This window comes from Dermacoccus sp. SAI-028, assembly GCF_004346775.1.
GTDB classification, from domain to species: Bacteria; Actinomycetota; Actinomycetes; order Actinomycetales; family Dermatophilaceae; genus Dermacoccus; species Dermacoccus nishinomiyaensis.
The window spans coordinates 1,412,701-1,433,338 of sequence record NZ_SMFS01000001.1 but is presented as its reverse complement, the minus strand read 5'-3'; the positions used below and the strand labels follow the sequence as shown (position 1 = coordinate 1,433,338).

Annotated in this window: 17 protein-coding genes; 3 read left to right on the top strand and 14 right to left on the bottom strand. The window is 69.8% G+C overall.

Features of this window, described 5'->3' with window-relative positions:
* Window positions 1-12: 12 nt before the first annotated feature.
* Together EDC82_RS06560 and EDC82_RS06555 are read left to right on the top strand one after the other, a co-directional pair.
* Window positions 13-1,479 (top strand): DUF349 domain-containing protein, encoded by a 1,467-nt coding sequence (locus tag EDC82_RS06560; RefSeq protein ID WP_370448815.1) that lies wholly within the window; start codon window positions 13-15, stop codon window positions 1,477-1,479.
* An 8-nt stretch (window positions 1,480-1,487) separates the two neighbouring features.
* Window positions 1,488-2,867 carry a M18 family aminopeptidase gene (locus tag EDC82_RS06555; RefSeq protein WP_074039223.1) on the top strand — a complete coding sequence of 460 codons (1,380 nt, stop codon included), beginning with the start codon at window positions 1,488-1,490 and terminating at the stop codon, window positions 2,865-2,867.
* A 136-nt stretch (window positions 2,868-3,003) separates the two neighbouring features.
* Here EDC82_RS06555 and malQ read toward each other — a convergent pair whose 3' ends face one another.
* The 11 genes from malQ to pdxT form a co-directional block, all read right to left on the bottom strand.
* Window positions 3,004-5,247, bottom strand: a complete 2,244-nt coding sequence (malQ, locus tag EDC82_RS06550; protein ID WP_131940938.1) for a 4-alpha-glucanotransferase — start codon at window positions 5,245-5,247, stop codon at window positions 3,004-3,006.
* An 86-nt stretch (window positions 5,248-5,333) separates the two neighbouring features.
* Complete coding sequence (locus EDC82_RS06545; RefSeq protein ID WP_006944833.1) at window positions 5,334-7,688, bottom strand: bifunctional (p)ppGpp synthetase/guanosine-3',5'-bis(diphosphate) 3'-pyrophosphohydrolase; 2,355 nt, start codon at window positions 7,686-7,688, stop codon at window positions 5,334-5,336.
* Window positions 7,689-7,712: 24 nt separating this feature from the next.
* Window positions 7,713-8,243, bottom strand: coding sequence for an adenine phosphoribosyltransferase (locus EDC82_RS06540; RefSeq protein ID WP_038567957.1), 531 nt, complete (start codon window positions 8,241-8,243; stop codon window positions 7,713-7,715).
* A 10-nt stretch (window positions 8,244-8,253) separates the two neighbouring features.
* Window positions 8,254-9,381, bottom strand: coding sequence for a protein translocase subunit SecF (gene secF / locus EDC82_RS06535; protein ID WP_006944836.1), 1,128 nt, complete (start codon window positions 9,379-9,381; stop codon window positions 8,254-8,256).
* The gene (gene secD, locus EDC82_RS06530) at window positions 9,381-11,222 is read right to left on the bottom strand and encodes a protein translocase subunit SecD (RefSeq protein ID WP_131940936.1); all 1,842 of its coding nucleotides are present in this window, start codon (window positions 11,220-11,222) and stop codon (window positions 9,381-9,383) included. Before secD ends, secF begins: the two co-directional genes overlap by 1 nt.
* On the bottom strand, window positions 11,219-11,524 hold the full coding sequence (gene yajC / locus EDC82_RS06525; RefSeq protein WP_006944834.1) for a preprotein translocase subunit YajC: 306 nt from the start codon (window positions 11,522-11,524) through the stop codon (window positions 11,219-11,221). The genes secD and yajC overlap by 4 nt, the downstream gene beginning before the upstream one ends.
* Window positions 11,525-11,608: 84 nt before the next feature.
* Entirely contained in the window at window positions 11,609-12,703 is a 1,095-nt protein-coding gene (gene ruvB / locus EDC82_RS06520; RefSeq protein ID WP_131940934.1) for a Holliday junction branch migration DNA helicase RuvB, read from the bottom strand.
* A complete protein-coding gene (gene ruvA / locus EDC82_RS06515; RefSeq protein ID WP_131940932.1) occupies window positions 12,700-13,305 on the bottom strand; it encodes a Holliday junction branch migration protein RuvA in 606 nt (201 codons plus the stop codon). The genes ruvB and ruvA overlap by 4 nt, the downstream gene beginning before the upstream one ends.
* Complete coding sequence (gene ruvC / locus EDC82_RS06510) at window positions 13,302-13,961, bottom strand: crossover junction endodeoxyribonuclease RuvC (protein ID WP_051805844.1); 660 nt, start codon at window positions 13,959-13,961, stop codon at window positions 13,302-13,304. Before ruvC ends, ruvA begins: the two co-directional genes overlap by 4 nt.
* A 132-nt stretch (window positions 13,962-14,093) precedes the next feature.
* The gene (locus EDC82_RS06505; RefSeq protein ID WP_038570805.1) at window positions 14,094-14,867 is read right to left on the bottom strand and encodes a YebC/PmpR family DNA-binding transcriptional regulator; all 774 of its coding nucleotides are present in this window, start codon (window positions 14,865-14,867) and stop codon (window positions 14,094-14,096) included.
* A gap of 136 nt (window positions 14,868-15,003) precedes the next feature.
* Window positions 15,004-15,621, bottom strand: coding sequence for a pyridoxal 5'-phosphate synthase glutaminase subunit PdxT (gene pdxT, locus EDC82_RS06500; protein WP_074045388.1), 618 nt, complete (start codon window positions 15,619-15,621; stop codon window positions 15,004-15,006).
* Window positions 15,622-15,697: 76 nt separating this feature from the next.
* On the opposite strand from pdxT, the gene EDC82_RS06495 reads away from it, so the two are divergent.
* The gene (locus EDC82_RS06495) at window positions 15,698-17,638 is read left to right on the top strand and encodes a potassium transporter Kup (protein ID WP_235006148.1); all 1,941 of its coding nucleotides are present in this window, start codon (window positions 15,698-15,700) and stop codon (window positions 17,636-17,638) included.
* A gap of 126 nt (window positions 17,639-17,764) precedes the next feature.
* Here EDC82_RS06495 and pdxS read toward each other — a convergent pair whose 3' ends face one another.
* The 3 genes from pdxS to EDC82_RS06480 all read right to left on the bottom strand — a co-directional run bounded on the left by pdxS (window position 17,765) and on the right by EDC82_RS06480 (window position 20,636).
* Window positions 17,765-18,673: a pyridoxal 5'-phosphate synthase lyase subunit PdxS gene (gene pdxS / locus EDC82_RS06490; RefSeq protein WP_006946845.1), complete on the bottom strand. Its 909-nt coding sequence runs from the start codon at window positions 18,671-18,673 to the stop codon at window positions 17,765-17,767.
* A gap of 161 nt (window positions 18,674-18,834) precedes the next feature.
* The gene (locus tag EDC82_RS06485; RefSeq protein ID WP_062257619.1) at window positions 18,835-19,494 is read right to left on the bottom strand and encodes a hypothetical protein; all 660 of its coding nucleotides are present in this window, start codon (window positions 19,492-19,494) and stop codon (window positions 18,835-18,837) included.
* Entirely contained in the window at window positions 19,491-20,636 is a 1,146-nt protein-coding gene (locus EDC82_RS06480) for a glycosyltransferase family 4 protein (protein WP_062257618.1), read from the bottom strand. Before EDC82_RS06480 ends, EDC82_RS06485 begins: the two co-directional genes overlap by 4 nt.
* Window positions 20,637-20,638 lie beyond the last annotated feature (2 nt).

Genomic DNA, 20,638 nt, shown 5'->3' with positions numbered 1-20,638 from the left:
AAGGTCATGACCGTGTCCGAGGACTCCACCATCCCCACACCCGCGTCCGTGAAGCCGAGCGTCGTGCCGAAGCCCCCGAGCGCGGCATCCAAGGCGCCGACCCCGGCCGCACCGACGTCGCCGTCGGTTCCTGCGGACACCCCGGCAGCCGCCGCGACCGAGGCGAGCGCACCGGCCACGCAGGCGGCGCCCGCGCCGTCGGCCGCGGTGGAGACGCCGTCGAATTCGAACGCCGCCTCGTTCGGGCGCGTCGACGAGGACGGCACGGTGTACGTACGCACGCCCGACGGTGAGAAGGCCGTCGGCTCCTACCCCGGCAAGAGCGCCGATGAGGCCCTCGCCTACTTCGCGCGCAAGTACGACGAACTGCGCGCCGCGGCCGCCTTGCTGCTGCAGCGCGTGACGCAGACCGACATCAGCGCCCACGACGCCGGCGAGTCGCTCAAGACGCTGCGCAAGCAGGTCGCCGAGACGAACGCCGTCGGCGACCTGCCCGCGCTCGACAGCATCATCGAAGACATCGCGACGGCGCTGCGCGTCAAGCAGCAGGTGGAGGGTGAGGCCCGCGCCGAGGCGAAGAAGGAGGCCCTCGTCCACCGCGAGCAGCTCGTCGCCGAGGCCGAGCAGATCGCCGCACAGGATCCCGAGAAGGTGCAGTGGAAGAAGAGCACGACGCGCATGCGCGAACTGCTCGACGAGTGGAAGAACCACCAGAAGAACGGTGCACGTCTCGACCGTGACGTCGAGTCGGCGCTGTGGCAGCGTTTCTCCGCTGCTCGCAACGGGTTCGACAAGACGCGTCGCACGCACTTCAGCCAGCTCGACGAGCAACACGGCGCGGCGAAGAAGGAGAAGGAGCGTCTCGTCGCCGAGGCCGAGAAGCTCGCCACCTCGAACGACTGGGGGCCCACGGCGTCGGCGTTCAAGCGCCTCATGAGCGAGTGGCGTCAGGCCGGGCGCGCGTCGCGTTCCGACGACGACGCGCTGTGGCAGCGCTTCAAGAAGGCGCAGGATGCGTTCTTCGCGGCGAAGGATGAGGTCGTCGCCGAGGAGAACAAGGTTTTCGAGGCCAACGCCAAGGTCAAGGAGGAGCTGCTGGCCGAGGGCCAGAAGATCCTGCCGGTCAAGGACCTGGGTGCCGCGAAGGCCCAGCTGCGCGCGCTGCAGGAGAAGTGGGACGCCGCGGGCAAGGTTCCGCGCAAGGACATGGACCGCATCGAAAAGGGTATGCGCCGCATCGAGAACGCCGTCCGTGACGCCGAGCAGGCGCAGTGGAAGAAGTCCGACCCCGAGGTGAGCGCGCGCGCCAACTCGATGGTCACCCAGCTCGAGAACGCCGTCGCGTCGCTGCGCAGTGACGTCGAGGCCGCCGAGGCCGCGGGCAACTCGAACAAGGCCGCGAAGCTGCGTCAGGAGCTCGAGGCGAAGCAGTCGTGGCTCGAGCAGGTGCGCTCGACCGCCAACGAGCTGGAGGGCTGAGAGGCATCATGAGTTTCGGATCCGGACGTTTCACGACGGATTCGGCCGCCGAAGGGTTGGTCGCGTACCTGCGCACCAGCCCTTCGCCGTTCCACGCGGTCGCATCCTCTCTGTCGATGCTCGTCGAGGCGGGCTTCACGCCCCTCGACGAGCGTGACGCCTGGGCGAGCGAGCCGGGACGTTACGTCACGACGCGCGGCGGGTCGCTCGTCGCGTGGTCGACGGAGCGCGTGCTCACTCGGCCGTTCGACGGCTCTGGTGGTGGCGCTGATGACGGTGACGCCGGTGGCGAGCGCGGCGCGGTCGCGTTCCGAGTCGTCGGTGCACACACCGACTCCCCCAACCTGCGCATCAAACCGCGCCCCGACCACGAGCGCGTCGGCTGGCAGCTGCTCGGCGTCGAACCGTACGGCGGCCTGCTGCTCAACTCGTGGCTCGATCGCGACCTCGGGCTGTCAGGGCGCGTCGCGGTACGCGAGGCCGACGGCAGCGTCGGTGAACGGCTGTTCGCCGTCGACGAGCCGCTGCTGCGCGTCTCGCAGCTCGCGATCCACCTCGACCGCTCGACCAACGACGCTCTGACGCTCAACAAGCAGCTGCACATGGAACCGTCGTGGGCGCTGTCGCAGGCACCACTGTTCGTCGAGTGGCTCGCCGAGCAGGTTCGCGTCGAACCGGTCGACGTGCTGAGCTGGGACGCGATGACGCACGACGTGCAGCCGGCCGCGCGCACCGGGTTGCACCGCGAGTTCGTCGCGGGCGCCCGGATGGACAACCTCGCGACGAGCTACGCCGCGACGCAGGCACTCATCGACGCCGTCGAGCGCCCGGCACCCGAGGGTGAGGTGCCGCTCGTGCCGCTCATCGCGCTGTTCGACCACGAGGAGATCGGCTCGATGTCGGAGCGCGGCGCGTTCTCGAACCTGCTGCCGACGATCTTCGAACGCATCATCTCGACGCTCGGCGGCGGGCGTGACGACGTGCACCGCGCGATGGCGCGCACCGTCATCGCCTCGGGCGACATGGCGCACGCGACGCACCCGAACTACGCCGATCGTCACGAACCTGCGCACCACATCGCGATGAACGGCGGGCCGGTGCTGAAGATCAACACGAACCTGCGCTACGCGACGGATTCGGTCGGCGCCGCCCACTTCGCCGCCGCGTGTCGGGAGGCGGGCGTGCCGGTGCAGGAGTTCGTCGTGCGCTCTGACCTGCCGTGCGGCTCGACCGTCGGGCCGATGACGGCGGCGCTCACCGGCGCGACGACCGTCGACTTCGGCGCCCCGACTCTGTCGATGCACTCGGCGCGCGAACTCGTCGGCGCCGCCGACCAGGCGATGTACGGCGCGGCCCTCGCAGCGTTCCTCGCTCCGGGGCGTGACTGACGGGTCGGCGCCTGGCGCGCACGGCCGCTGAGGTTGCGCAAAGGTCCCCAGCTCGAGCCACATCGCCCGAGAACGCGTCAGCCGTGACTCGTTCTCGGGCGATGTTCGTGCGGTGACGCCGTACACCGCCGTGAGGTCAACCCTGGGCGGCGTGCTCGTTCAGCCCGGCGAAGATGCCGCACAAGCGCGCGGCGCGCTCGCTCGTGAAGACGTCCTCGAGCCGGATCGGCTCACCGTCGGGGCCGGACAGCGGCACACGCCAGTTCGGGTACTCGTCGGCCGTGCCGGGCTGGTTCTGCACGCGCACGTCGCCGACGGCGTCGACGAGCGCGACGTTGAGCATCCGTGACGGCGTCGTGACGAGGAACGCGTGCAGTGCCTCGACGACCTGTTCGTTCGGCGCGTCGGCGTCATCGAGCAGGCCCTGAGCGACGAGAAACTCGCGCCACCGCCGGCGGTCCGCCTCGTCTCGCGCCAACTCGTCCTCGAGCGAGCCGTCGAGCAGCCCCAGCTCGTGACGCAGCCGCACGTGCGCGGCGTCGAGATAGCCGGCCGTCGGCGGCAGGTCATGCGTCGTCACCGACGCGAGGCACTTCTCGCGCCAATCCTCGGGTGGCAGCGGACGCTGCGCATCCCAGTCCTGTTCGAACCACAGGATCGACGTGCCGTACACGCCGCGCTCGGCGAGGAACGTCTGCACCCACGCCTCGAGCGTGCCGAGATCCTCCCCGACGACGAGCGCACCCGCGCGCTGCGCCTCGAGGACGAGGATGCCGATCATCGCCTCGTGGTCGTACGTCACGTACGTGCCGTCCTTCGGCGTCATGCTCTCCGGCACCCACCACAGGCGGAACAGCCCGAGAATGTGGTCGATGCGCACCCCACCGGCGTGGCGCAGGACGATGCCGACGATCTCGCGGAACGGCGCGTAAGCCGTCTCGGCGAGACGATCCGGGCGCAGTGGTGGCTGCCCCCAGTCCTGCCCGAGCTGGGTGAACTGATCAGGCGGAGCGCCGACGTGGATGCCCGCCGCGAACGCGTCCTGCAGGGCCCAGGCGTCCGCGCCCGCGGGGTTGACGCCGACGGCGAGGTCGTGGACGACGCCGAGCGCCATGCCCGCGGCGACGGCGTCCGACTGCACGCCGCGCAGCTGCTCGTCGAGGCACCACTGCAACCAGCGGTGGAAGTCGACCTCGTCGGCGTGCTCGGCGCCGAACCGCGCGACAGCGGGCGCCGTCGCGTCCTGATAATCGTGCGGCCAGGTTCGCCAGTCGGGCCCGAAGGTGCGGAACAGCACGCACCATGTCGCGAAACGGGTGAGCTGCTCGCCGCCGGCGCGGCAGTAGGCGTCGAACGCGGCCTGACGCCCCGGCGTGCGCCCGATCTGCCACAGGACTCGCAACGCCTGCTCCTTCGCCCCCCACGCAGCGTCGCGGTCGATGCGGTCGACGTCGTCGAGGCGCGCGTGGACATCGCGCGCCAGGTCGTCGATGACCCCGCGGACGTCGGCGGACGCGCTCGCGTACTCCTCGACGTGCTCGACCCGCAGGTAGAGCGGGTTGACGAACCGGCGCGACGTCGGCAGGTACGGCGACGGCTCCATCGGCGCGCTCGGTTGTGCCGCGTGCAGCGGATTGACGAGGACGTAGTCGGCGCCGTGCTCGGCCGCCGACCACACGGCGAGGTCGCGCAGATCAACGAGGTCGCCCACACCCCATGACCCCTGTGAACGCACCGAATACAGTTGCGTCGCCAGGCCCCACACGCGCTTGTCGCGCATCGTCGCCGGCACCTCGAGCACCCGCGGGGTGACGATGAGGCTTGCGCGCGCACCCGCGGCCCTCGTGTCGTGCCCGTCGCCGGCCTCGGTGGACGGGCGATCCTCGCCGTCGACGCGCGTGTCGTCACTGTCGCCGTCGCCCGCAGCAAGGCCAACAGGCGACACGATGACGGTGTGGTACCCCAGCGGCAGGTCGCCGTCCACGCGCGCGACATGCCGTTCGACGACGCGTCCGTCGACCTCGCGGGTCTCCTGCGCGCGCGACGACACCGTCACCGAGACATGCGTCCCGACCTCGGTGACGACGTGCACGGCCACCTGGTCGCACTCAGCGACGTGCACCGGGAACTCGACATCGTCGCCCTCGCGCACGACGACGCACGGCGGGACGATCCGGCGCCATGGCGCGTCACGACGGGCCTGCAACGCCGAGCACACGGCGTCGGGCGTCGAAGCGTCGACGTCGAGCGCCGCCAGGACGGCGACGAGCGTGTCAGCCGCGACGCTGACGCGGGCCTTCTTCCAGTCCTCGTACTCGGTCGTGATGCCGTACGCCTCGGCGAGTTCGACGAGGTCAGGCGTGGCTGCGGAGTCGGTCACGGCGGGCGTCCGTTCGTGCGGGGGCAGGTCGCCGTCAGCCTATCGCTGGGCGCCGACACACCGTCGGCACCGTCAGCGGCTGCGGTTCACTCGTCCTCGTCGGCCGCCGGCGACGCGGCGGGCTTCACCTGCTCCGGCGTCGTGCGATGGTCGGCGCGCGCGCCGGTGCCGGTGATGCGGTAGACGTCGAACACGCCACTGACCTTGCGCACCGCGCGCATGACGTGGTCGAGGTGGCTCGCATCGCCCATCTCGAACGTGAACTTGCTGATGGCGACGCGGTTGGCTTGCGTCGACAGGTTTGCCGACAGGATGTTGACGTGCTGGTCGCTCAGCGCGCGCGTGATGTCGGAGAGCAACCCGCTGCGATCGAGCGCCTCGACCTGCAGCTGCACGAGGAACACGCTCGCCTGTCCGGGCGCCCACGCGACGTCGATGAGCCGCTCGGGCTGGCGACGCAGGTTCTCGATGTTCGTGCAGTCCTCGCGATGCACGGACACGCCCGAGCCCGTCGTGACGAACCCGACGATGTCGTCGCCCGGCACCGGTGTGCAGCAGCGCGCGAGCTTGACCCACACGTCGTCGGTGCCGACGACGGTGACGCCCGGATCGCCCGCACGTGAGCGCGGCGCGGTGCGCGGCGTCGTCGCCTCCGCCATGTCCTCCGTGGCTGCTTCCTCACCGCCGTGCGCCTTGACGAGGGCACGCATGACGGCTTCGGTCGAGACGTGCCCGTCACCGATCGCGGCGTACAGGGCGTCGATGTCGGCGTGGTTCATCCGCGTCGCGACCTCGGTCAACGACTCGTGCGACATGAGGCGCTGCAGGGGCAGACCCTGCTTGCGCAGTGTCTTCGCGAGGGAATCCTTGCCCTTCTCGATGGCCTCCTCGCGGCGTTCCTTCGTGAACCATTGCTTGATCTTGCTCTTGGCACGCGGCGACTTGACGAACGTCAGCCAGTCGCGACTCGGCCCGGCGCCGTCCGCCTTCGAGGTGAGCACCTCGACCGAGTCGCCCGTGACGAGCGTCGTCTCGAGTGGCGCGAGACGCCCGTTGACGCGCGCGCCGATGCAGTGGTGGCCGACCTCGGTGTGCACGGCGTACGCGAAGTCGACGGGCGTCGACCCGGACGGCAACCCGATGACGCCGCCCTTCGGCGTGAAGACGTAGATCTCGCGGCTGCCGACCTCGAAGCGCAACGACTCGAGGAACTCGCCCGGATCCTCCGTCTCGCGCTGCCACTCGAGCAGCTGACGCAGCCACGCCATGTCGTTCGTGCCCGTCGCCGGCGAGGCGCTGACCGTGCCGTCGGCGCTCGTCGCACCCTTCTTCGCGTCGTCCTTGTACTTCCAGTGCGCGGCGACGCCGTACTCGGCGCGACGGTGCATGTCGTAGGTGCGGATCTGGATCTCGACGGGTTTGCCGCCGGGGCCGATGACCGTCGTGTGCAACGACTGGTACATGTTGAACTTCGGCATCGCGATGTAGTCCTTGAACCGCCCCTGGACGGGCGTCCACCGCGTGTGCAGCGTGCCGAGCACGGCGTAGCAGTCGCGCACCGACTCGACGAGGACGCGCACGGCGACGAGGTCGTAGATGTCCTCGAAGTCGCGGCCGCGGACGATCATCTTCTGGTACACGGAGTAGTAGTGCTTGGGCCGGCCCGTCACCTCACCGGCGATGCGCGCGGCCCTTAGATCGGCCGACACCTGCTCCTTGACGGTGCGCAGGTACGACTCGCGCGCCGGTGAGCGGTCGGCGACGAGGCGGACGATCTCGTCGTAGACCTTGGGATAGAGCGTCGCGAACGACAGATCCTCCAGCTCCCACTTGATCGTGTTCATGCCGAGCCGGTGCGCGAGCGGCGCGTAGATCTCGAGCGTCTCCGTCGCCTTGCGCTGGGCGGACTCGGCGGAGACGTACCGCCACGTGCGCGCGTTGTGCAGGCGGTCGGCGAGCTTGATGACGAGCACGCGGATGTCCTGTGCCATCGCGACGACCATCTTGCGCACCGTCTCAGCCTGCGCGGCGTCGCCGTACGTCACCTTGTCGAGCTTCGTCACACCGTCGACGAGACGCGCGATCTCGGGCCCGAAGTCGTCGGTGAGCTGCTCCAGCGAGTAGTCGGTGTCCTCGACCGTGTCGTGCAGGAGGGCCGCGGCGAGCGTCGGCGGGGTCATGCCGAGCTCGGCGAGGATGGTCGCGACGGCGAGCGGGTGGGTGATGTACGGGTCGCCGCTCTTGCGCACCTGATGACGGTGGCAGCGCTCCGCCACCTCGTAGGCGCGCTCGATCAGCGCGGTGTCGGCCTTCGGGTGCGTCTCACGCACCGTGCGCAGCAGCGGGTCGAGCACGCGGTTCAAGCCCGGACGCGGGCCCCCGAAGCGGACGAGACGGGCGCGCACGCGCGAGGTCGCGTTGGAACCGGACTGCTCAGCCATGCGCCGATCGTAGTGCCCCTGGCGTCAGTTGACGACGAGGCCCGTGTGGAGCTCCCACCGATCAAGCCGTTCGCGGCCGGGCAGGAAGGCCAGTTCGACGAGCACGTCGAGGCACGCCACACGCCCGCCGACCTTCTCGATCAGCTCGCAGGCAGCCACGGCCGTGCCCCCGGTCGCGAGCACGTCGTCGACGACGAGGACGTTCGCACCCGGCGTCACCGCGTCCGTCTGCACCTCGATCGTCGCCGAGCCGTACTCGAGGTCATAGGAGGCGGAGACGACGTCACCGGGCAGCTTGCCCTTCTTGCGGATCGGCACGAAACCGACGCCCATGCGCTGCGCCAGCGGCGCGCCGATGATGAACCCGCGCGCCTCGACGCCCGCGACGACGTCGACGCCGTCATGACGCTCGGCCAGCAGGTCGAGCACCTGCCCGAACGCCGCCGGGTCGGCGAACAGGGGCGTCAGATCCTTGAAGACGACACCGGGGCTCGGGAAGTCGGCGATATCACGCGTGTGGCGGGCGACGACGTCGGCGATGCGCTGCTCGATCATCGCGGCGGCCTCAGTCGTCACGCTTGGCAGCGGGGTGGATGCCGCGCGTGCGCGCCGTCTGCGACGCGCCACCGCCCTGGGAAGGGGCCGGCGCCGTCACGACGCCCGAGGCGGACGCCGCGGTGGCGTGCTCGTCGTCGGTCGTGGCACGCGACTGGTAGCTCCCGGCTCGACGCGCGAGCTCCTGGACGCCCTTCTCGCGGCGGCGCAGGTCCGTCAGGGCCGGCGTCGCGATGAAGATCGACGAGAAGGTGCCCACGGCGATACCGATGAACAGGGCGACGGCGATGTCGAGCAGCGTGCTCGGGCCGATGAACAGCGCGCCGACGACGAGGATGGCCGAGATCGGCAGCAACGCCACGACGGAGGTGTTGATCGAGCGCACGAGCGTCTGGTTGACCGCGTAGTTCGCGGCCTGGTCGAAGCTGCGGCGGCCGGTCGCGAACGCCTCGCTCGTGTTCTCGCGCACCTTGTCGAACACGACGACGGTGTCGTAGATCGAGTAGCCGAGGATCGTGAGGAAGCCGATCATCGTCGCCGGCGTCACCTCGAGCCCGGTGAGGGCATAGATGCCGACCGTGAAGAACAGGTCGTGCAGCAGGGCGATGAGCGCGGCGGCGGCCATCGTCCAGGTGCGGAAGTACAACGCGAGCAGGACGGAGACGAACGCGAGGAAGACGAACAGCGCGACGATCGCCTTGTGCGTCACCGTCTCACCCCACGAGGGGCCGATGAACGAGGACGTGACGTTGCTCGGCGACACGCCGAACTCCTTCGCGAGGGACGTCTTGACGGCGTCCGTCGCGTCGGCGGTGCCGTTGCCGAGCTTCTCGCTCTGCACGCGGATCGTGTCGGAGCCGAGCTTCGTCACGACGATGTCGGCGTTCGAGCCGGTCGCCGACTGGACGGCCTTCTCGGCGCGCGTGTCGTAGTCGTGCGTGCTCGAGACGCCGGGCACGCGCAGTTCCGAGCCACCGGTGAACTCGAGGCCGAAGTTGAGCCCCCGCCCGAACAGACCGACGGCGGCGAGCGCGAGCAGCAGCGCCGTCAGGGCGTACCAGCGCTTGCGCTTGCCGATGAAGTCGATCTGGCGGCGACCGGTGAACAGGTCGTTGCCGAATGTTGCGAGGCTGGCCATCAGGCTGTCTCCTCCTGTGCGGCGGCGCGGCGGCGGTCGGCGATCGTCACGCGACCGCGGCCCGCGTATGCGGCCTGACGGGCGCCCAGACGCGCGGGGTCGAGACCGGAGGCGGGGTGGCCGCCACCGAAGAACTTCGTGCGGGCGAGCAGGGCCAGCACCGGGTGGGTGAAGAACATGACGACGACGATGTCGATGATCGTCGTGAGACCGAGGGTGAACGCGAACGCCTTGACGGTGCTCTCTGACAGCACGTAGAGCACGGCGGCGGCGAGGAAGTTCACCGCGTCCGAGATGATGATGGTGCGCTTCGCGCGCGTCCATCCCGTCTCGACGGCGGCCCGCAATGGCCGTCCGGCGCGCACTTCGTCTCTGACGCGTTCGAAGTACACGATGAACGAGTCGGCCGTGATGCCGATGGCGACGATGAGGCCGGTGACACCCGCCATCGACAGGCGGAAGTTGTTGAGCGAGCCGAGCAGCGTGACGGCGAGGTAGGTCATCGCCGCGGCGACGAGCAGGCTCGCGACGGTGACGAGGCCGAGCGCGCGGTACTGGATGAGCGAGTACAGCACGACGAGGCCAAAGCCGATGGCTCCCGCGATGAGACCCTTCGTCAGCTGGTCGGAGCCGAGCTGGGGGCTGACCTGGTCGGAGGTGAGTTCCTTGAAGGACATCGGCAGCGCACCGAACTTCAGCGAGTCTGCGAGCAGCTTGCCGCTCGACTCGGTGAAGCCACCGGTGATCTTCGCCTGACCGTCCGTCAGCGGGGCCTGCACGGTCGGCGCCGAGATCGACTGACCGTCGACGACGATGGCGAAGCGGTTGCGGGGCTGCTCGAGCGGGGCGACGCGACGCGTCACGTTCGCCAGGGCCGTCTTGCCCGAGCCGTTGAGCGACAGGTTGACCGCGACCTCGCCGGTCTGGTTGCCCTGCTGGTTCGTGTCGAGGCCGCTGCTCGCGTCCGTCAGCTGCGAACCCTTGATCTCGACCGGGCCGAGGAGCAGCTTCTCGTTGCCCTCCTTCGCGCACATGACGGTCGGCTTGTTGTCAGGGGCGGCCGCGGCCACCTCCTGGTAGGCCGGGGTGCAGGCGTAGAGCTGCAGCAGCTGGTTGTACGTCGTCGACGGGGTCGCGATACCGGCCTTGACCCAGACCGAGTCGACCTTCTCGTTTCCCCACGCCGGGTCGCTCGCGTTGGCCGGGCCGGCGGTCTTGAATGCGGCCGGCAGTCGGTCCTTCGAACTGGACGACGGTGACGACGAGGCCGAGCTCGACGCAGAACCCGAAGCGGAGGCCGAGGAAGACGGTGACACGGACGCCGAGCCGGAGGCGCCGTTCGAGGGGTTGACGACCTCGGGCAGGCGATACGGCGAGGTACCCGTGGTGCTGCCCTGTGCGGCGGCGATGACTGCGCGGAAGTTGAGCTGCGAGCTGCGCGAGAGCGAGTCGAGCACCTGCTGGCTGGGGTTTCCGGGGATGGAGACGACGATGTCCTTCTCCCCCAGCGTCGTCACCTCCGCCTCGGACGTGCCGGTGGCGTCGACGCGGTTGCGGATGATGTCGACGGCCTGCTTGACCTGGCTCGAGTTGACGCTCTTGCCGCCTGTGACGACCGGTTCGAGGACGACGGTGCGCCCACCTTCGAGGTCGAGCCCCAGCTTCGGTGTCCAATGTCCCGTCGCAGCGATGCCACCGACGAGGACGAGGAACAGGGCGAGAAGCACGGCCAAGCCACGCTTGGGGTTGGTGTGCTTCGGCTTCTTGCGCGCCGCGGGGCGGTTCGAATCGACCGCATAACGGTTCTCGTCGGCGCGCTCGGCGCCTGCGGGCGTGCTCATCGACCCTTCTCCATCTCGTCGGGGGCTGCGGGCAGCAGGGCCCGACGATCGAACCTCACCACGGTGCCGGGGGCGATCTCGAGGTGTCCACTGACGTCGTCGAGTTCGCGCAGCGTGCCGAACAGCCCACTCGTTGTGCGCACCTCGTCACCGACGCGAAGCGCGGCCTGCGCGCGCATCGTCGCCTGGGAGCGCCGACGCTGCGTGAAGAACATCAGCGCGAGCAGGAGGAAGGGCAGCAGCACGAGCAGGATCGGGAAGCCCGAGCTTCCCGCCTGCGACTCGGCGACCAGGTACGGCATGTGGGTCCTCACGTCAGATCTCGAAGCGCCTCGCGCGCTCTCACCGGTGCGCGGTGCGCGGACTCGAGCGGTGGCCGCACCACCCTACCCGGTGAAACGTCCGCCCCCGTCGTCGGTGTCGCGCTGAAATGTCTCGGTGAAGTGCCCGTCCGGCGGGCGCAGCCCGAGGTGCGTCCACGCCCGCGGTGACGCGGCACGCCCACGCGGCGTGCGGATCATGTAGCCCTCGCGCACGAGATACGGCTCGGCCACCGTCTCGACCGTGTCGGGTTCTTCACCGACGGCGACGGCCAACGTCGACAGCCCGACCGGCCCACCCCCGAAGCGTCGGCACAGGGCTTCGAGCACCGCGCGGTCGAGGCGATCGAGGCCGTCGTCGTCGACGTCGAACAGCTCGAGCGCGGCACGCGCGGACGTCAGGTCGACGACGTGGCGCCCGTGCACCTGCGCGTAGTCACGCACCCGGCGCAGCAGCCGGTTGGCGATGCGCGGCGTGCCGCGGGAGCGGCCGGCGATCTCGGTGATGCCCTCACGCGTCGCGGGTACGCCGAGCAGGTCGGCGTTGCGGGCGAGGATGTCGGCGAGGTCGGCCGCGTCGTAGTAGTCGAGATGGCCGGTGAAGCCGAAGCGGTCGCGCAGTGGCGCCGGCAGCAGACCGGCGCGCGTCGTCGCACCGACGACGGTGAAGCGCGGCAGTTCGAGGGGGATCGCGGTGGCCCCTGGGCCCTTGCCGACGATGACGTCGACCCGGAAGTCCTCCATCGCGAGGTAGAGCATCTCCTCCGCGGGGCGGGCCATGCGGTGGATCTCGTCGAGGAAGAGCACCTCCCCCTCGTTGAGCGAGCTCAGGATGGCGGCCAGGTCACCGGCGTGCTGGATGGCAGGGCCGCTCGTGATGCGGATGGGCGCCTCGAGCTCACTCGCGACGATCATCGCGAGCGACGTCTTGCCCAGGCCGGGCGGGCCGGAGAACAGGATGTGGTCGGGCGGCGTCGCTCGGCGCCGGGCCGCCTCGAGGACGAGGCTCAACTGCTCGCGCACGCGTGGCTGCCCGGGGAAATCCGCCAGCTTCTTCGGTCGCAGGGCCGCTTCGAGCTGCTGCTCGTCCTCGGTGCCGTTGGGGTCGACGAGGCGCGGCGAGACGTCGGCGCTGTGGTCCTCGAAGTGCGACGGGCTCATCGGCCCAGCTCGCGCAGCGCCAGCCGGAGCAGGGTGGGCGTGTTCGCGCCCTCGGCCTCAGGACGGGCTGCCACCTTGGCGACGGCGTCCTCCGCCTGTTTCGCGCTCCAGCCGAGCCCGATGAGCGCCTCGGCGACCTGGTCGTCACCGGCAGCGGCCGGGACGACGGCCTGGGCCGCCGCCTGCCCGCCGTCACCACCGGCGGAGACGACCTTGTCCCGCAGTTCGAGGACGATGCGCTCGGCGCCCTTCTTGCCGATGCCGGGCACCTTCGTCAGCGCCCGGACGTCGCCGCCCGCGATCGCGGTGGCGAGTTGCTGCGGCGGGTGCACGGCGAGCATCGCGAGGGCGAGACGCGGCCCCACGCCGCTGACCGTCTGGACCTGTTCGAACAGGGCCCGTTCGTCGTCGTCGGCGAAGCCGAAGAGTGTCAGCGAATCCTCACGCACGACCAGGGACGTCGCGAGGCGCATCGACTCCCCCGGGCGTGCCGCGGCGGCGGTTGCCGGCGTCGTGTGGACGAGCAGACCCACGCCACCGACCTCGACGACGACGCTGTCGAGACGGGCGGTGAGCACCTCACCGGTGAGGCTGGCGATCATGGGCGAACTCCCCTGTTGGCGGGTCGAGTGGCAGGCGCGCTCTGGGACGCGGCGCCGAGGGCGTCACGGTATGTCTTGCTCGCCGAGCGGGAACGTCGCGCCGCGGCAGCCGCAGCCTGCCGGTACGCGACGGCGGCCGGCGCCGTCGATGCTCCGTCAGCGCTCGCACCCCGGCGTGCCAGCCCGCCACCGCGCCAGTGATGACAGATGGCGAGGGCGAGCGCGTCGGCGGCGTCGGCCGGCCTGGGAGCGACCTCGAGGCCGAGGATGCGCGTCACCATCGTCGTCACCTGCGCCTTGTCGGCGCGCCCGTTACCCGTCACCGCCGCCTTGACCTCCGAGGGCGTGTGCAGCCCGAGCGGCAGGCCGCGTTCAGCCGCGGCGAGCATCGGGACGGCCGACGCCTGCGCAGTGCCCATGATCGTCGAGACGTCGTGGCGCGCGAACATCCGCTCGACGGCGACCGCATCGGGTTGGGTGCGCTCGAACACGGCGTCCAGTTCGACGCGCAACTCATAGAGGCGTTCGTGCAACGGCAGGTCTGCCGAGGTACGGATGACCCCCACCGTCACGATCTGCAACGTCGAGCCCTGGCCCGTCGCGACGACGCCCACGCCGCAGCGCGTCAGACCGGGGTCGACAGCGAGCACCCGCACGTCACACCTCCGGCCTCGACGGGTGCGAACGACGCACCCGATAGAACACTTGTTCGCATCCACCGTACCCGATGCACGCGACGGCCGTGCCCCGCGGGGCACGACCGTCGATCACTCACGGAACGACCGGGATCAGTCCTCGGCGTCCAGTTCGGCGAGAACCTCATCGGAGACCTGGCCGTTGGCGAAGACGTTCTGCACGTCGTCCGAGTCCTCGAGGGCCTCGATGACGCGGAACATCTTCTTCGCGCCGTCCTTGTCGAGCGGCACCTCCATCGACGGCACGAACGACGCCTCGGCCGAGTCGTAGTCGATGCCGGCGGCCTGCAGTGCCTCACGCACGCCGACGAAGTCACCCGCCTCGGACACGATCTCGAAGGATTCGCCGAGGTCGTTGACGTCCTCCGCGCCCGCTTCGAGCACGATCTCGAGCAGCGCGTCCTCCGTCGTGTCGGGCTTGTCTCCCTGCGCCTTCGGGACGATGACGATGCCTTTGCGGTTGAACAGGTACGCGACCGAACCGGAGTCCGCCATCGAGCCACCGTTCTTCTGCAACGCGGTGCGCACCTCGGCGACGGCGCGGTTCTTGTTGTCCGTCAGGCACTCGATGAGCAGCGCGACACCACCGGGCGCGTAGCCCTCGTACGTGAGGGCCTGGTACTCAGCGCCACCGGCCTCGGCGCCGGAGCCGCGCTTGACGGCGCGGTCGATGTTGTCGTTGGGCACCGACGACTTCTTCGCCTTCTGGATGGCGTCGTACAGCGTCGGGTTGCCCGTCGGGTCACCGCCGCCGGAGCGGGCCGCGACCTCGATGTTCTTGATCAGCTTCGCGAACAGCTTGCCGCGCTTGGCGTCGATCGCAGCCTTCTTGTGCTTCGTCGTCGCCCACTTGGAGTGACCGCTCATGTCTGCCTCTCGGATGCTCGTGCTGCCGTGCTCGAACACGCCCGATGCGGGGCGCGGGGCGAACGCGACGGCAGATGGGCGCGCTCGCTCGGATCGCGGGCCAGTCTAGCGTCGTCGCGAGCCGCGGCCCCAGTCGTCATCCGCGAGCGTGCTCGACCATGCGCACGAACAGGGCGTGGACGCGCGCGTCGTCCGTCACCTCCGGGTGGAACGACGTGGCGAGCAGATTGCCCTGACGCACGGCGACGACGGCCTCACCGCCCGTCGGCAGAGCGACGCTGGAGAGCACCTCGACGCCGGCGCCGACCTCCTCGACCCAGGGCGCGCGGATGAACACCGCGCGCACCGGGCCGCCGTCCACGCCGTCGACGGTGACGTCCGCCTCGAACGAGGCGACCTGACGACCGAACGCGTTGCGCCGCGCCGTGACGTCGAGCCCGCCGAGCGTCTGCTGACCCGCCGCCCCGTCGAGGATCCGATCGGCGAGCAGGATCATGCCGGCGCACGAGCCGTAGGCCGGCATCCCCGCGGCGATGCGTTCGCGCAGCGGTTCGAGGAGGTCCCCCTGAGCGATGAGGCGCATCATGACCGTCGACTCCCCGCCGGGGATGACGAGTGCGTCGACGTTCGCAAGATCCGCGGCACGACGAACGCGCTCGGTATGCGCGCCGGCGTCCTCCAACATGCGGGCGTGCTCGACGACGTCGCCCTGCACCGCGAGCACCCCGATGACGGTCCGTGGCGTTGATTCCATGCCCGCGACCCTATGACACAGGCGTATCTGCTACTCCGTGTGGCGCGCGCAGGGGCGGTGGCCCCATACTTTCCGGGTGAGTACTGAAGCGAGCGTGACGAGCGAGGGCGCATCCACCCCCGAGTCGACCCCCGGCGGCCATGCGAAGAAGGGCATGGCCGCGCTCATGCTCGGCGCCCTGGGCGTCGTCTTCGGTGATATCGGCACCAGCCCGCTGTACTCGGTGCAGAGCGTCTTCAACGTCGACCACAACGCCGTCGTCGCCAACGAGAGCGACATCTACGGCGTCATCTCCTGGATGTTCTGGGCACTCACCATCATCGTGACGATCAAGTACGTCCTGTTCGTCCTGCGCGCCGACAACGACGGCGAGGGCGGCATCATGGCGCTCGCCGCGCTCGTGCGACAGGGCGTGCCCAAGGGCGGCAAACGCTGGGGCATCGTCATGATCCTCGGTGTCATCGGCGCGTCCCTGTTCTTCGGCGACAGCGTCATCACGCCGGCGATCTCCGTCATGTCGGCCATCGAGGGTCTCGAGACGGTGCATGAAGGGCTCACCGAGTACGTCGTCCCCATCGGCGCGATCGTCATCACAGCGCTGTTCTTCATCCAGCAGAAGGGCACGGACGCCGTCGGCAAGTTCTTCGGCCCCGTCATGATCGTCTGGTTCGTCACCCTCGCCGCGCTCGGCGTCAACCAGATCGTCCGCGACCCGGAGATCTTCCGAGCACTGCTGCCGACGTACGCGGGCAGCTTCGTCATCGGCCACCCCTTCATCGCGTTCGTCGCGGCCGGCTCGATCGTCCTGTGCGTGACGGGCGCCGAGGCACTGTACGCCGACATGGGCCACTTCGGTCGCGCGCCGATCACGCGCGCCTGGTTCGTGCTCGTCTTCCCCGCCCTCATCCTCAACTACATGGGGCAGGGCTCGCTCATCCTCAGCGACCCGAAGAACATCTCCAACCCGTTCTTCCTGCTCGCCCCCGAATGGGCCAAGCTCCCCCTCGTCATCCTCGCGACCGCGGCCACCGTCATCGCCTCGCAGGCCGTCATCTCCGGCGCGTTCTCCGTCGCCCGCCAAGCGGAGCGCTCCGGCTACCTGCCGCGCATGACGGTGCGTCACACCGGCGAGGAGGAAGAGGGCCAGATCTACATCCCCGGCGTCAACTGGGTGCTGTTCATCGGCGTCATAACGCTGCTGCTCGCGTTCCGCAGCTCCGAGAAACTCGCCGTCGCCTACGGCCTCGCCGTGACGGGCACGTTCCTCATGACGACGACACTGTTCCTCGTCTACGCGCAGAGCACGCTCAAGTGGCCCAAGTGGCGCCTCGTCATCCTTGGCTTCTTCCTCTACCTGTTCGAGGGGATCTTCTTCACCGCCAACGTCGCGAAACTGTTCCACGGCGGCTGGCTGCCCGTCGTCATCGCCTGCGGCATCGGCCTGTCGATGCTGACGTGGCAGAAGGGCCGCGACATCGTCGCGCGCCGCCGCCACGACATCGAAGGCCCCCTCGACGACTTCGTGCGCTCCGCCCGCTGCGGTGACCTGCGCGAGGTCCCCGGCACCGCAGTGTTCCTCCACCCCGACCGGACGACGACGCCGCTCGCCATGCGTGAGAACGCCAACTTCAACCACGTCATCCACGAGAACGTCTTCATCGTGACGACGAAGAGCGCCAACGTGCCGCACATCGCACCCGAGGAGACCGTCGTGCTCGACCACCTCGGCAACGACTACGACCGCATCACCCACCTGACGCTGCGCTACGGCTTCCAGGACGACCAGGACGTGCCCGCCGCCCTGCGCATCGCCGCCGACCAAGGCGTCGACATCGACCCCGACACCGCCTACTACTTCGTCTCCGAGATCGGCCTCATCGACGCAGGCCGCCCCGGCATGTCGAAGCTCCGCAAACTGCTGTTCATGGCGATGAGCCACAACGCCGCCGTCCCCGCCGACTACTTCCGCCTCCCCAAGGAACGGACGGTGATGATGGGGGCTCAGATCCTTCTCTGATCCGCGAGCGGATCAGAGAAGGATCTGAGCCGTTCTCCCCGCGTGCTGTCGCACCGAATGAGCACGTGTCCAGGGCAAGCCTGCGCGCCCCGGACACGGCGAACCGGAAGACGAGCCGAGGAACTATCACCAGCCCCGTTCGGACAGGCGGTGGGGTTCGGGGATCTCGTCGACGTTGAGGCCGACCATGGCTTCGCCGAGGCCGCGGGAGACCTTGGCGAGGGTGTCGGGGTCGTCGTAGAAGGTGGTGGCCTTGACGATCGCTTCGGCGCGTTGGGCGGGGTTGCCGCTCTTGAAGATGCCGGAGCCGACGAAGACGCCTTCGGCGCCGAGCTGCATCATCATGGCTGCGTCGGCGGGCGTCGCGATGCCGCCTGCGGTGAACAGGACGACGGGCAGCTTGCCCTTCTCGGCGACCTCACGCACGAGGGCGTAGGGAGCCTGCATCTCCTTGGCCGCGACGTAGAGTTCGTCCTCGGCCATCGACGTCAAGCGGCGGATCTCGCCGCGGATCTTGCGCATGTGCGTCGTCGCGTTCGACACGTCGCCGGTGCCCGCTTCACCCTTGGAGCGGATCATCGCGGCGCCCTCGTTGATGCGTCGCAGCGCCTCACCGAGGTTGGTCGCGCCGCACACGAACGGCACGTCGAAGGCCCACTTGTCGATGTGGTTGGCGTAGTCGGCGGGCGAGAGCACCTCCGATTCGTCGATGTAGTCGACGCCGAGCGCCTGCAGCACCTGCGCTTCGACGAAGTGCCCGATGCGCGCCTTCGCCATGACGGGGATCGACACGGCCTCGATGATGCCGTCGATCATGTCGGGATCACTCATGCGCGAGACACCGCCCTGCGCGCGGATGTCCGCGGGCACACGTTCGAGGGCCATGACGGCGACGGCTCCTGCGTCCTCGGCGATCTTCGCCTGCTCGGGGGTGACGACGTCCATGATGACGCCGCCCTTGAGCATGTCGGCCATGCCGCGCTTGACGCGGTCGGTCGCCACGGCGGTGTTCTGTTCGGAGCCTGCAGAGCTCATGTGTTCGTCCCTCTTTCTGATGGGCGCCGCGGATGCGACGCGAGAGCCCACGCTAGCCCCGAGACGGGCATGAAGGAGACAGATGATCGTCGATGGCAGCTACCGGCCACGGCATGATGGGGCCGACGACGCCAGCCCGAACACGGCTGCTCCGGCAGAAATCAGCGCCACGCGTCGGTGCGACCGAGGCCGTGGACGCGGGTGGCAAACGTGACTTCTTCCGGCAGCTGCGTGCGTCCAGCCAGGTGCAACGCCCGGACGATCGCCTTGGCGCGTACGCGACGTACGTCGCGTACGGCCTCGTTGTGGAATCGGTAGGCGAGTTCGACGCGATCGCATGCGTCCGCGAGACGCTGACGGGCCCCGTCGTCACCCTCCGCGGGCGCGCTGCCTGGGACGTCAGGCACGGTGCTGATCGGGCGGCGCCCAGCTGCTTCCGCCCGCGACGCGGCGCCGTCCGTCGCCGACGCGTCACCCACGACGAGCGCAAGCGTCTGCGTCAGCGCCGTCTCGGCCTGCGCACGCTCGACGGGTACGCCGACCTGTTGCACGTCGTCCGTGATGAGGGCGCCGTCGGCGGCCTGCAGCGAATCGGCCGCCGACGAGGCGAGCAGCAGCGCGCTCGCCGGGTCGAGAGCGGTGGCCTGCGCGTACTCGGCCGCGGCCTCGGCGCGGCGCACGAGCTGCGCGTCGAGCGAGGCCAGCGACCCCTCGACGCGAGCGTGCAGCCGGTCGAGGCGCGCTGCGGTGTAGCTGAGATACCAGGCGAGCGCGAGCAACAGCGCGACGACGACGGCGACGTCGGCCCACACGCCGCTCATGATCGGCGTCCCGCCACCGCGGCGGCCGCGGCATGCGAACTGCGGACCGTCTCGTACGCGGAGATGACCTGCTGCCCGACGGCCGACCAATCGTAGAGCCGCGCGCGCTCTCTCCCGGCCCGGGACAGGGCGTCACGCGCACCGCGGTCAGCGAGCACCCCCGTCACCGCATGCGCCAGCGCCGCCGCGTCGCCGGTGTCGAAGAGGACGCCGCAGCGGCCGTCGTCGAGCACGCGCGCGAAGGCCTCCAGATCGCTGGCGACGACGGGGGCGCCGGCGCTCATCGCCTCGATGAGGATGATCCCGAAGCTCTCGCCACCGATGTTGGGCGCGACATACGCGTCGCACGACGCCAGCAACGACGCCTTCTCGGCGTCGCTGAGCAGCCCGAGGAACTCGACGTGACCCTCAGCCGAGGCGGGCACCTCCCGCCGCGCCGCGTCGACGTCACCCGGCCCCGCGACGAGGACGCGCACCCCGGGGTGCGCCCGGGCGATGAGCGGGACGGCGTCGAGCAGAACGCGCAGGCCCTTGCGCGGCTCCCCCATGCGTCCGAGAAAGGCGATCGTCGGGCGCTCGCCCCCATCCTGCCAGCGCGCCTCGGGGCGAGCCGTCGCGAACCGGTCGACGTAGACGCCGTTCGGCACGAGCGCGGCGTCACCGCCGAGATGGCGCGCGACGGTGTCCCGCGCGGCGCGCGAGACGGCGATGCGCCCGGTGATCTTCTCCAGCGCCGGGCGCAGGAACGGTTGGGCGAGCTGCAGCGCGCGCGAACGCTCGATCGAGGTGTGGAACGTCGCGACGACCGGCCCGTCGTACGTGCGCAGCGCGAGCAGCGACACGCTCGGCGTCATCGGTTCGTGGACGTGCAGGACGTCGAAGTCGCCGCGCTCCACCCAGCGCGCCGTCCGGCTCGCCGCGACCGGACCGAACGCCAGGCGCGCGACGGAACCGTTGTAGCGGATGGGCATCGCTCCCCCGGCACTCGTCACGTACGGCGCACCCGCGTCGTCACCGTCGCTCGGCGCGAGGACGCTGACCTCGTGCCCTTCTGCGAGCAGGTACGTCGCGAGGTCGCGCACGTGCAGCTGCACACCGCCGGGCACGTCGAACGAGTACGGGCTGACGAGGCCGATCCGCACCG

Coding starts and splice junctions, on each gene's coding strand:
- EDC82_RS06545 (WP_006944833.1), bottom strand. CDS start 7,688: ATGGCTGAGCAGTCCGGTTCCAACGCGACCTCGCGCGTGCGCGCCCGT.
- secD (WP_131940936.1), bottom strand. CDS start 11,222: ATGAGCACGCCCGCAGGCGCCGAGCGCGCCGACGAGAACCGTTATGCG.
- pdxS (WP_006946845.1), bottom strand. CDS start 18,673: ATGAGCTCTGCAGGCTCCGAACAGAACACCGCCGTGGCGACCGACCGC.
- EDC82_RS06555 (WP_074039223.1), top strand. CDS start 1,488: ATGAGTTTCGGATCCGGACGTTTCACGACGGATTCGGCCGCCGAAGGG.
- EDC82_RS06540 (WP_038567957.1), bottom strand. CDS start 8,243: ATGATCGAGCAGCGCATCGCCGACGTCGTCGCCCGCCACACGCGTGAT.
- EDC82_RS06505 (WP_038570805.1), bottom strand. CDS start 14,867: ATGAGCGGTCACTCCAAGTGGGCGACGACGAAGCACAAGAAGGCTGCG.
- ruvB (WP_131940934.1), bottom strand. CDS start 12,703: ATGAGCCCGTCGCACTTCGAGGACCACAGCGCCGACGTCTCGCCGCGC.
- secF (WP_006944836.1), bottom strand. CDS start 9,381: ATGGCCAGCCTCGCAACATTCGGCAACGACCTGTTCACCGGTCGCCGC.
- pdxT (WP_074045388.1), bottom strand. CDS start 15,621: ATGGAATCAACGCCACGGACCGTCATCGGGGTGCTCGCGGTGCAGGGC.
- yajC (WP_006944834.1), bottom strand. CDS start 11,524: ATGCCGTACCTGGTCGCCGAGTCGCAGGCGGGAAGCTCGGGCTTCCCG.
- ruvA (WP_131940932.1), bottom strand. CDS start 13,305: ATGATCGCCAGCCTCACCGGTGAGGTGCTCACCGCCCGTCTCGACAGC.
- EDC82_RS06485 (WP_062257619.1), bottom strand. CDS start 19,494: ATGAGCGGCGTGTGGGCCGACGTCGCCGTCGTCGTCGCGCTGTTGCTC.